This is a genomic window from Hoeflea sp., from assembly GCF_984452065.1.
This window is the reverse complement of record NZ_CFHWAF010000051.1, coordinates 19,933-29,485: the sequence shown is the minus strand read 5'-3', so window position 1 is coordinate 29,485 and position 9,553 is coordinate 19,933. Positions and strand designations below refer to the sequence as shown.

The following is a 9,553-nucleotide window of genomic DNA, read 5'->3' as shown; positions in this document are numbered from 1 at the left end:
CCGAAGGAAACACAACCCTATGATATCGCTCAACTACTTTTCAATCAGGCTCTAAAACACAGGCCTATACGCGGCGCTCGACCAGCATCTTCTTGATCTCGGCGATCGCCTTGGCCGGGTTGAGGCCTTTCGGGCAGGTCTGCGCGCAGTTCATGATCGTGTGGCAGCGATAGAGGCGGAACGGATCCTCCAGCTCATTGAGCCGCTCGCCCGTCGCCTCGTCGCGGCTGTCGATCAGCCAGCGATAGGCCTGAAGCAGCACCGCCGGACCGAGATACCGGTCGCCATTCCACCAGTAGCTCGGGCATGCGGTCGAGCAGCAGGCGCACAGGATACATTCGTAAAGCCCGTCGAGCTTGACCCGGTCCTCATGCGACTGCAGCCACTCGGTCTGCGGTTCGGGCGTCGTGGTTTTCAGCCACGGCTCGATCGACCGGTGCTGCGCATAAAAATTGTTAAGGTCAGGCACTAGGTCCTTGATGACGGGAAGATGGGGCAGGGGATAGATTTTCACCGCCCCGTCGATCTCCTGCATGCCCTTGGTGCAGGCCAGCGTGTTGGTTCCGTCGATGTTCATCGCACAGGAGCCGCAAATGCCTTCCCGGCAGGAGCGGCGCAGCGTCAGGGTGGAATCGACCTTGTTCTTGATCCACAACAGGCCGTCGAGAACCATCGGCCCGCAATCGTCCAGATCGACATAATAGGTGTCGACGGAAGGATTGTTGTCGTCATCCGGCGACCAGCGATAGATGCGGAACTCGCGCACATTGGTGGCGCCTTCGGGCTTCGGCCACGTCTTTCCCTCGGTGATCCGCGAGTTCTTTGGAAGCGTCAATTCAACCATGTAACGGGTTCCTGTCAGTAAACACGCTTCTTGGGCGCGATCTTGGCAAGTGCGATGCCGCCTTCTTCCTCGCTCGTCAGCGTCTCGGTGTGCACCGGTCGATAATCGAGCCTCACTTGGCCGTCCTTGCCGATCCAGCCCAGTGTATGGATGCGCCATTTCTTGTCGTCACGGTCAGGGAAATCCTCGCGCGCATGGGCGCCGCGGCTTTCCTTGCGTGCTTCGCCGCCATAGACGGTCAGCATCGCGCAGTCCGCCAGATTGTCGAGCTCGAGCGTCTCGACCAGATCGGAATTCCAGATCATCGACCGGTCCGTGGTGCGCACATCGGCGAGTTCCTTGTAAATCTCGTCCATGGCGCGGCAGCCGCCTTCCAGCGTCTCCTGCGTGCGGAAGACCGCGGCATCCTTCTGCATGGCTCGCTGCATCTTGTCGCGCAGCGCCGCCGTCGGAATGGAACCGCTGGCATGGCGGCGCTTGTCGAAGCGCTCCATGATGCGGTCGAAACAGGCCTGCGGCACCGGCGGAACATCACTGTTGCGGTCGACCACCTCGCCGGCCTTGATGGCCGCCGCCCGGCCGAACACCACCAGGTCGATCAACGAGTTCGAACCCAGCCGGTTGGCGCCGTGAACCGAGGCGCAGCCCGCTTCGCCGACGGCCATCAGCCCGGGCTGGATACGGTCGGGATCGTCCTCGGTCGGATTGAGCACTTCACCGTGATAATTGGTCGGAATGCCGCCCATATTGTAGTGAACCGTCGGCAGAACCGGGATCGGGTCGCGCGTCACGTCAACGCCGGCAAAGATCTTTGCCGATTCCGATATGCCCGGCAGTCTTTCGGCAAGGACGGCGGGATCGAGATGATCGAGGTGCAGGAAAATATGGTCCTTTTCCCTGCCGACGCCGCGCCCCTCGCGGATTTCCATGGTCATGCAGCGCGACACCACATCGCGCGAGGCAAGATCCTTCGCCGAAGGCGCGTAACGCTCCATGAAGCGGTCGCCCTCGGAGTTGACGAGATAGCCGCCTTCGCCGCGCGCGCCTTCGGTGATCAGCGTGCCCGCGCCATAAATGCCGGTCGGGTGAAACTGGACGAATTCCATGTCCTGCAATGGCAGGCCGGCCCTGGCGATCATGCCGTGCCCGTCGCCGGTGCATGTATGGGCGGAGGTTGCCGAGAAATAGGCTCTGCCGTAACCGCCCGTCGCAAGCACCACCATCTTGGCGCGGAATATGTGTATGACCCCGTCGTCGAGATTCCAGGCCACCACCCCGGTGCACACGCCATCGTCGTCCATCAACAGGTCGATGGCGAAATACTCGATGAAAAACTGCGCATTGTGACGCAACGACTGGCCATAGAGCGTATGCAGGATCGCGTGGCCCGTCCGGTCGGCGGCCGCGCAGGTCCTTTGAACCGGCGGCCCGTCTCCGAAATTCTGCATATGCCCGCCAAAGGGGCGCTGGTAGATCTTGCCTTCCTCGGTGCGCGAGAACGGAACACCGTAATGCTCAAGCTCGTAGACCGCTGCCGGAGCCTCCCGCGCCAGATATTCCATGGTGTCGTTGTCGCCCAGCCAGTCGGATCCCTTGACCGTATCGTACATGTGCCAGTGCCAGCTGTCCGGCGTCATGTTCTGCAGGCTTGCGGCAATGCCGCCTTGCGCCGCGACCGTGTGGGAGCGCGTCGGAAACACCTTCGTGATACACGCCGTGCGCAGGCCCTGTTCCGCCATGCCCAGGGTCGCGCGCAATCCCGCGCCACCGGCGCCAACCACGACCACGTCGAACATGTGCTCTATCTGTTCGTAGCCTTGTGCGTTGGTATTTGCCATCGCGCTGTCAGCCTCCGAATCCGAGTTTCAGGATCGCGAACAGCGATACGGCGCCGACGATGACGGCAAAGAAACTGTTGGAAATCAAAAGAACGATCTTCAAGCCCTCTCCATGAATGTAGTCCTCGATGACGGTCTGCATGCCAAGCCGCATATGGATCACGAGCGACAGAACGGCGAGTGCCATCACAACCGCGACAATTGGATTACTTAGCGCTGCGGCGACGGTCTCAAAGGATTCGCCGTGATAAACGAGGACAAAAATCACAAAAAAGATCGTCAGGGGAATATTGGCGATGGCCGTCAGCCGCTGGCGCCAGAAATGGTCCGTTCCTTCCTTGGCCGAACCCAGGCCGCGAACCCGGCCGAGCGGTGTGCGCATATCCATAACGACGCTTCCTTAAGACGAAATCAGGGCGATTGCCCACAGGGCGATTGTCAGAGTGACCGAACCGACAAGGGTGAGCCAGGCCATCCTGGTACTTGTATCATTGTCGAATGCCCGCCCGGTATCCCAGATGAGATGGCGGATGCCGCCGAACATGTGGTGGAGCAGCGCCCAGGTATAGAAGAACAGGATCAGGCGTCCGATGATCGACCCGAAGATCATATTGGCAAACTCGAAATAGGAAGGGCCGGCTGCAGTCGCAATCAGCCACCAGGCAAGCAGGACCGTCCCGAAATAGAGCGCTCCGCCGGTGAAGCGGTGCACGATCGACATGACCATTGTCGGGATCGGCTTGTAGATGCTCAAATGCGGGGAAAGGGGTCTGTTCTGTCTGGCGCTGGCCATGGGGCCTCCGAATTCAATTCCGTATCTCGTCCCGGCTCCCAGCTCTTCGGCTGCGGCTCTCGCCGGATGTAAATAGTGTCTTTGCGGCAGTGCGTCAAAGCGCCGGACGCGCCGTGGTTTTGCACAAAACCGGCCATTTCTGCGGCTACCGAGTCTTAGAACGCTTCCAAATCGATTGAAAGACGTCAAAAGTCTAAATTGTACAAGGAGCGCTGCGGAAAAATATTTTCGCACTGCGCAATATGGCGGCCCGCGAACGCGCCTTATCGCTCGAAATTGATGACGAATCCCGCCCAGTCGGCGGTCGCCGCGACACTTTCGTAAAGCTTTCTGCCCTCATCCGGCTGCCGTGGGGCATTGAGCACAAGCTTGCTCCAGCCGCGCGATTCACCGTCTTCGCAGAGGACATCCAGCATGGCCTTGGCGATGCCCTTGCGGCGCTGGGCATGGTGGACATAAAGGTGGTCGACCTGACCGAAACGCATGCCGGTCACCGCATCGGGCAGATCATAGAAGATCAGGAATCCGACCAGTTCGCCGTCGATGCGCGCGCCCAGCAACTGGGCCACGCGATCCTGAAGCAGCGTTTCGGCATAAAATTCGTCGGGCCTTCGCGGCGCGCCGCGTTTGAGCGACTGCGCATAGGCGGCAATCAGTGGGGCAAGTTCATGCGCATCCTTCAGCCGCATCAGCTTGATATCGATATTCGGTTCGGCAGTCATGGCGCCCGCAACACTCCGCTTTATTGAACAATCGCCTTACTCTTAGAGCAAGTCGGGTCAGATGTGCAGCCGTTAACCTTAACAAAAGGTTTACATCGGCCCTCTTGGCAAACCGGCGCTGAAAACCATAAATTTAACAGACGGATATCCACGTGCCGTTGAATGAGTCAACACACGGGCTTGTCCGCATTCGTTAACGAAACGAGCTTTGCCATGTTCAAGCGTTCACTCGTATCCCTGGCCATCGCGGCAATGATTGCTCCGATGCTCGCCGCTCCGGCTCTCGCCGACAACGGCCTGCCGACCCGCATCAAGGGCCTCGGCACCTATTCGGGCGCGATATCCGCCCGCCAGTTCAAAGGCAACGGTATCTATTTCTACGTCGATCGGGACCGGGGGAACTACGCGCCGATCGAGCCGCCGAAGAAGGCGCTGCCGAGACCGGGCCCGAAAATCATCGACGTGGGCGACGCCCAGCCTGCGATGGACTGTGACGATCAGACGAAGGTCTGCATCATTCGGCCGTAACGGTGGGAAACGCCGCCGTTAGACGGCGGCAGCTGATGAGAATTTGATACCGGACAGGTCCGTGGCGCCCCCGACGGCGCGAACGCAGTTCCGGCCGTCGCGTTTTGCCTGATAGAGGGCCGTATCGGCGCGGACGTAGGCTTCGTCTATCGTCTCGTCCGGCTCAACCTGCGTCACGCCGAAACTGGCGGTAAAACGCGTATTGGCGTTGAGCTCGCAATAGCTGGTCGAGGCGAAGGCGACGCGGAGCCATTCGGCAAAAAGACGCGCCGCGCGGGCATCCGAATTAAGCAGATAAATGCAGAACTCCTCGCCCCCGACACGCCCGCAGACATCGCCGTCGCGCGCGCCCGCGCGCACCAGCCGTCCGAATGCGGCGATCACGCGGTCGCCGACATGGTGGCCATGCCGATCGTTGATTGACTTGAAGTGATCGAGATCGCAAATGATGAGGCACGCCGCCGCACTGCCGTGGCGGCCGCGCGCTGAACGCACCGCCGCATTGAAACCGCTTCTGTTGAGCAGGCCGGACAGCGCATCGGTCTCCGACTGGCCCTTCAGATCGGCAAGCAGTTGATTGGCGAGCCTCAGCATGAGGAATGTGGCAAGACCGATCATGATCATGGCATCGTTGACATGCATGGCGACGGCAGCGCTGCTCAGTTCGCTATCGGTGTTGTCCGCACGCGCCACGGCCTCCAGTAGCGGCCGTGAAAGGAAATTAAGCATGGACAACGCAAGAAACGCGATAAACACCCGATCCCGTTTGCCCTTTTCCGACCGCAGCAGGATAAGAAGTCCGACGGCTTGCGCTGCGGCAAGCGAAACGGCTTCGACGGTCCACAAAACGAGACCGTCCGGCAGCATCGTCATTGCCGCAAAGTTGACGACGAGGGTCAAGGCGACAGCCGCATCGATGGTGCGCCAGGGCGTATCGACCCGGTAGTGCCAGGCGATTCCGACGTTGAGGCAGGTGATCGCCATGATCGTGAATGCGAAGGCGACATAGTCGGCGACCGGCTGCGCGGTGACCATCGGCAGGACGGCCGATGACAGCGCGGAGAGCAGGATCGCCGAGAAGCTCAGCATCCACCAAAGAGCCGACTTGCGGCTGCGGTCGAACAGGAATATAGCCGAAAATCCGCATATTACTGCGGCGGCAAGCCCGATATTGACTGCATGGATGTAAGATAAACCCATGTCGTCCCCCTTAGACTTAGCAACTACATCAAGGGGCCTAATTTGAAGTAAACGAATACATTGGCGCCCGTGCAAAAACGTGCACGAAACACCAAAAAAGGGCCGGATTACAAACCCGGCCCTTCAAGGAAAGAGGTTTTGGCTGACGGAAGGCTACCAGTCGCGGATATCGACAAACCGGCCGGCAACCGCGGCGGCAGCGGCCATTGCCGGCGACACCAGGTGGGTCCTGCCGCGATAGCCCTGGCGGCCTTCAAAGTTCCGGTTCGACGTCGACGCGCACCGTTCCTCCGGCTTCAGCCGGTCATCGTTCATGGCAAGGCACATGGAGCATCCCGGCTCCCGCCATTCAAATCCGGCATCGATGAAGACACGGTCGAGGCCTTCCTGCTCGGCCTGCGATTTGACGAGACCGGAACCGGGAACAACCATGGCGTTGACACGGTCGTTGACGCGGTGGCCCCGCAGCACGGCGGCGGCGGCGCGCAAATCCTCGATGCGCCCGTTGGTGCACGATCCGATAAAGACACGGTCGATGGGAATATCGGTAATCTTCGTGCCGGCGGTGAGGCCCATATAGTCGAGCGCGCGCTGTTTTGACGCCCGCTTGTTTGCGTTCTGGATGTCATCGGGGTTCGGCACGACACCGGTGACGGCAACCACATCCTCGGGCGATGAGCCCCAGGAGACGATGGGCGGCAGGTGCTGCGCGTCGAGAACAACCGTGCGGTCGAAAACCGCGCCTTCGTCCGTGTGCAACGTTTTCCAGTGCGCGAGCGCCAGATCCCAGTGCTCGCCCTGCGGCGCCCTCGGCCTGCCCTTGAGATATTCGAAGGCCTTTTCGTCCGGCGCGATCAGGCCGGCGCGCGCGCCGCCCTCGATAGTCATATTGCAGACCGTCATGCGGCCTTCCATCGACAGGTCGGTGATCGCCTGTCCGGCAAACTCGATGACATGGCCGGTGCCGCCGGCGGTGCCGATTTCGCCGATGATCGCCAGGATGATGTCCTTGGCGGTAACGCCGTCGGGCGCAGAATTGTCCACCCGCACCAGCATGTTCTTCGCCTTTTTCTGGATCAGCGTCTGGGTGGCGAGCACATGCTCCACCTCCGATGTTCCGATACCATGGGCGAGCGCCCCGAAGGCGCCATGCGTGGAGGTATGGCTGTCACCGCACACAATCGTTGTCCCGGGCAGCGTGAAGCCCTGCTCCGGTCCGACAATATGCACGATGCCCTGCCGGATATCGGCCTCGTGAAAATAGTCGACGCCGAACTCGGCCGCATTCTTCGCGAGCGCTTCGACCTGGATGCGGCTTTCCTCGTTCTTGATGCCTTCCTTGCGGTCGGACGTCGTCGGCACGTTGTGGTCGACAACGGCGAGCGTGCGTTGCGGGTGGCGCACCCCGCGTCCGCTCATGCGCAGGCCTTCAAAGGCCTGCGGACTGGTGACTTCGTGGACCAGATGGCGATCGATATAGAGCAGGCAGGTTCCGTCCTCCTGCTCGTTGACGACATGTTCGTCCCAGATTTTATCGTAAAGGGTTCTTGCTTCGGTCATAGGTAAAGGTCCGTGTAGACGGTCAATGGGTCGGGTCGGCGGGGCTTTTCCTATAGAAAGCCGTCCGATTGCCGCAGGCGCGCGAAGAACCGACCCGGCAATCGCTTGTGATCATGCACGGGCAGATAGGCCGTCGACGTCCCGTAGCGGACGCGACCGATATAGTTCATGCCGGCAATGATCGTGTTCTGCTTCATTGGAACCGTTCTTATCAAGCTTTTCCCCGTGCCGCAATCAGCCCGTATTCTCATCGAGGCCGGCCCGGCGAAGCCGTCTTTCGAGCGCCCGGAGCATCAGCGAAAGACCGACCGTCAGAAGCAGATAGATATAGGCGACAATGGAGTAGGTTTCAAAAAACCGGAAAGACCCGGACGCATAGACCTTGCCCATCTGCGTCAGGTCGGCGACACCGAGCACCGAGACGAGCGAGGAATCCTTGACCATGGCGACAAAATCGTTGCCGAGCGGCGGCAGGATGGTGCGCAGGGCCTGCGGCATGATGATCAGGCGGAAACGCTGCCAGCGTGACAGGCCGAGCGCCTGCGCCGCCTCGGTCTGACCTTCATCGACGGCCAGGATTCCGGCCCGGAAAACCTCGGAGATAAAAGCCGAGTAACCGATGGTCAGCGAAATGATCGCCCGCCACATCAGCGAGATATCGCGCACCTTCAGCGGCTCAATCAGCCCGGCTTCCTGCAGCGGCGTTGTCAGGAAATTCCAGGCGACCACAAAACCCGGCGCGCCGACAAAGGCGATGTAGAAGAGCAGAACCAGGATCGGCACGCCGCGTATGATCTCGACATAGAACCGGGCCACCTGCCGCAGGATCAGCGACCGGGACAGGCCCATGACCGCAATCAGCAGCCCGAGCACGGACGCCAGCGCGAACCCCACCAGGGTGACGAAGATCGTCACCCACACGCCTTTCGACACGATCGCGAGGACCTGCGTGTAAAGGTCGTTTGCGGCGATGATAATGGCGATCGTTGCGGCGATGATCCCCGCGGCCACGAGCCAATAGGGAAAATCATTGTCGCTTGAAGATCTGCTGGCGGCCATGGCGTCCGGTCAATATGCGGGCGGAATGTCCCGCCCGCGGACTTTGGTTCGTGAAAGCGGCGGCCCTATTGGCCCAACTCGTATTCCAGGAACCATTTGATGTTGAGCGCGTCGATCGTTCCGTCGGCCTTCATATCCGCGATTGCCGCATTGATCGGGGCGACGAGCGCCGATCCCTTCGGAAAGATAAAGCCGAAATCTTCGGTGCCGAGCGGCTCGCCGATGAGCTTGAGAGCCCCGTCCGAGGCTTTGACATAACCCTGTCCGGCGGTGCCGTCGGTCAGCACCAGATCGACGTCGCCGGCCCGAAGCGCCTGAACCTGCGCGCCGAAGGTCTCGAACAGTTTGATGCGCGGATTCTGCTCGTTGCCGTCAAGCACATCGTAAACGGCGACATAAAACGGCGTCGTGCCCGACTGCGCGCCGACCAGACCGTCTTCCAGAGCCGCAAAGCTCGTGTGGTCGGTGAAGCGTTCCTCGTCGCCGCGCACGAGCATGAACATCTCCGAGCGCATATAGGGCTGCGAGAAGTCGACCTTCTCCTTGCGCTCTTCCTTGATGGTGATGCCCGTCATGCCGACATCGTACTGCGCATCGGACACGGCCTGGATCATCGCATCCCAGCTGGTGTTCTGGTATTCGACCTTCATGTTCAGACGCTTGGCGATCTCGTCCATCGCGTCATACTCCCAGCCGACCTGGTCGCCGGTTTTGGGATCGATGAACTGAAGCGGCGGGTAGGCGTTTTCGGTGACAACGGTCACTGTCTTTCCGCCGAGATCCGGAAGGCCGGCGGCAAAGGCAACGGCCGGCGCGATCATTGCGGCGAACACCGCTGCCATGACGGTTTTGACAACAGACATGAACAACTCCCTGGATTGCCCGGCCTCTGATCCAGCGCCGGCAAGTCGGAACAATGTCACGAATCCCTCCGGCAAGACAAGCGGCTGCGGTCCCGGCCATGCCATGCGCAAACAGAAACGCGCGCCGGACCGGCACGCGTTTCAAA

At 60.5% G+C, this 9,553-nt stretch carries 11 protein-coding genes; 1 reads left to right on the top strand and 10 read right to left on the bottom strand.

Features of this window, described 5'->3' with window-relative positions; genetic code table 11:
• Nucleotides 1-64 precede the first annotated feature (64 nt).
• The 5 genes from AC5E6N_RS11805 to AC5E6N_RS11785 all read right to left on the bottom strand — a co-directional run bounded on the left by AC5E6N_RS11805 (nt 65) and on the right by AC5E6N_RS11785 (nt 4,197).
• Nucleotides 65-844 (bottom strand): succinate dehydrogenase iron-sulfur subunit, encoded by a 780-nt coding sequence (locus AC5E6N_RS11805; protein WP_491747999.1) that lies wholly within the window; start codon nt 842-844, stop codon nt 65-67.
• A 14-nt stretch (nt 845-858) separates the two neighbouring features.
• Nucleotides 859-2,682, bottom strand: a complete 1,824-nt coding sequence (gene sdhA / locus AC5E6N_RS11800; protein WP_491747998.1) for a succinate dehydrogenase flavoprotein subunit — start codon at nt 2,680-2,682, stop codon at nt 859-861.
• Between the two features lie 7 nt (nt 2,683-2,689).
• Nucleotides 2,690-3,070 (bottom strand): succinate dehydrogenase, hydrophobic membrane anchor protein, encoded by a 381-nt coding sequence (gene sdhD / locus AC5E6N_RS11795; protein WP_491690633.1) that lies wholly within the window; start codon nt 3,068-3,070, stop codon nt 2,690-2,692.
• 12 nt (nt 3,071-3,082) lie between these two features.
• Nucleotides 3,083-3,475, bottom strand: a complete 393-nt coding sequence (sdhC, locus tag AC5E6N_RS11790; protein WP_491747997.1) for a succinate dehydrogenase, cytochrome b556 subunit — start codon at nt 3,473-3,475, stop codon at nt 3,083-3,085.
• Between the two features lie 263 nt (nt 3,476-3,738).
• Nucleotides 3,739-4,197, bottom strand: coding sequence for a GNAT family N-acetyltransferase (locus AC5E6N_RS11785; RefSeq protein WP_491690635.1), 459 nt, complete (start codon nt 4,195-4,197; stop codon nt 3,739-3,741).
• A 213-nt stretch (nt 4,198-4,410) separates the two neighbouring features.
• Here AC5E6N_RS11785 and AC5E6N_RS11780 point away from each other — a divergent pair, with 213 nt between their 5' ends.
• Nucleotides 4,411-4,725, top strand: a complete 315-nt coding sequence (locus tag AC5E6N_RS11780; RefSeq protein ID WP_491747996.1) for a hypothetical protein — start codon at nt 4,411-4,413, stop codon at nt 4,723-4,725.
• 18 nt (nt 4,726-4,743) lie between these two features.
• On the opposite strand, the gene AC5E6N_RS11775 is transcribed toward AC5E6N_RS11780, so the two are convergent.
• The 5 genes from AC5E6N_RS11775 to AC5E6N_RS11755 form a co-directional block, all read right to left on the bottom strand.
• Nucleotides 4,744-5,925 carry a GGDEF domain-containing protein gene (locus AC5E6N_RS11775; protein ID WP_491747995.1) on the bottom strand — a complete coding sequence of 394 codons (1,182 nt, stop codon included), beginning with the start codon at nt 5,923-5,925 and terminating at the stop codon, nt 4,744-4,746.
• A 153-nt stretch (nt 5,926-6,078) separates the two neighbouring features.
• On the bottom strand, nt 6,079-7,485 hold the full coding sequence (gene leuC / locus AC5E6N_RS11770) for a 3-isopropylmalate dehydratase large subunit (protein WP_491747994.1): 1,407 nt from the start codon (nt 7,483-7,485) through the stop codon (nt 6,079-6,081).
• A 50-nt stretch (nt 7,486-7,535) separates the two neighbouring features.
• Complete coding sequence (locus tag AC5E6N_RS11765) at nt 7,536-7,682, bottom strand: hypothetical protein (RefSeq protein ID WP_491747993.1); 147 nt, start codon at nt 7,680-7,682, stop codon at nt 7,536-7,538.
• Between the two features lie 37 nt (nt 7,683-7,719).
• Nucleotides 7,720-8,544, bottom strand: a complete 825-nt coding sequence (locus AC5E6N_RS11760; protein WP_491747992.1) for an amino acid ABC transporter permease — start codon at nt 8,542-8,544, stop codon at nt 7,720-7,722.
• A 65-nt stretch (nt 8,545-8,609) separates the two neighbouring features.
• Nucleotides 8,610-9,407 (bottom strand): transporter substrate-binding domain-containing protein, encoded by a 798-nt coding sequence (locus AC5E6N_RS11755; protein WP_491747991.1) that lies wholly within the window; start codon nt 9,405-9,407, stop codon nt 8,610-8,612.
• Between the last annotated feature and the right edge of the window lie 146 nt (nt 9,408-9,553).

Bases quoted from the DNA above. Each gene is read 5' to 3' on its own strand.
- AC5E6N_RS11805 (WP_491747999.1), bottom strand. From the start codon at position 844: ATGGTTGAATTGACGCTTCCAAAGAACTCGCGGATCACCGAGGGAAAG.
- sdhA (WP_491747998.1), bottom strand. From the start codon at position 2,682: ATGGCAAATACCAACGCACAAGGCTACGAACAGATAGAGCACATGTTC.
- sdhD (WP_491690633.1), bottom strand. From the start codon at position 3,070: ATGGATATGCGCACACCGCTCGGCCGGGTTCGCGGCCTGGGTTCGGCC.
- sdhC (WP_491747997.1), bottom strand. From the start codon at position 3,475: ATGGCCAGCGCCAGACAGAACAGACCCCTTTCCCCGCATTTGAGCATC.
- AC5E6N_RS11785 (WP_491690635.1), bottom strand. From the start codon at position 4,197: ATGACTGCCGAACCGAATATCGATATCAAGCTGATGCGGCTGAAGGAT.
- AC5E6N_RS11780 (WP_491747996.1), top strand. From the start codon at position 4,411: ATGTTCAAGCGTTCACTCGTATCCCTGGCCATCGCGGCAATGATTGCT.
- AC5E6N_RS11775 (WP_491747995.1), bottom strand. From the start codon at position 5,925: ATGGGTTTATCTTACATCCATGCAGTCAATATCGGGCTTGCCGCCGCA.
- leuC (WP_491747994.1), bottom strand. From the start codon at position 7,485: ATGACCGAAGCAAGAACCCTTTACGATAAAATCTGGGACGAACATGTC.
- AC5E6N_RS11765 (WP_491747993.1), bottom strand. From the start codon at position 7,682: ATGAAGCAGAACACGATCATTGCCGGCATGAACTATATCGGTCGCGTC.
- AC5E6N_RS11760 (WP_491747992.1), bottom strand. From the start codon at position 8,544: ATGGCCGCCAGCAGATCTTCAAGCGACAATGATTTTCCCTATTGGCTC.
- AC5E6N_RS11755 (WP_491747991.1), bottom strand. From the start codon at position 9,407: ATGTCTGTTGTCAAAACCGTCATGGCAGCGGTGTTCGCCGCAATGATC.